Annotated in this window: 1 protein-coding gene; it reads right to left on the reverse strand. The window is 36.8% G+C overall.

Annotated features, from left to right (window positions below; genetic code table 11):
* Positions 1 to 277: DDE-type integrase/transposase/recombinase (locus tag ACWQ4X_RS19920; RefSeq protein WP_457904696.1), on the reverse strand; the 277-nt coding region annotated here is incomplete at both ends.

Raw genomic sequence — 277 nt, forward strand, 5'->3', positions numbered from 1 at the left:
TCAATGTATTTTATAATATCTGCTTTGGCTTCTTCTCTGGTTTGATAGTTGTAATGATGCACTAACTCATTTTTCAGTATTCCCCAAAAGCTTTCAATCGGTGCATTATCGTAACAGTCTCCGCGCTTGCTCATTGAACCTTGAAAACCATATTGCTCAAGTATATTTCGATATTCATGGCTGCAATATTGACTTCCTCTGTCTGAATGCACAATCAGTTCTTTGGTTGGTTTTTGATTGTGAATAGCCATATTTAGCGCATTACAAACAAGCTGTG

This window comes from Acinetobacter sp. NigerLNRRAM0016, from assembly GCF_054112845.1.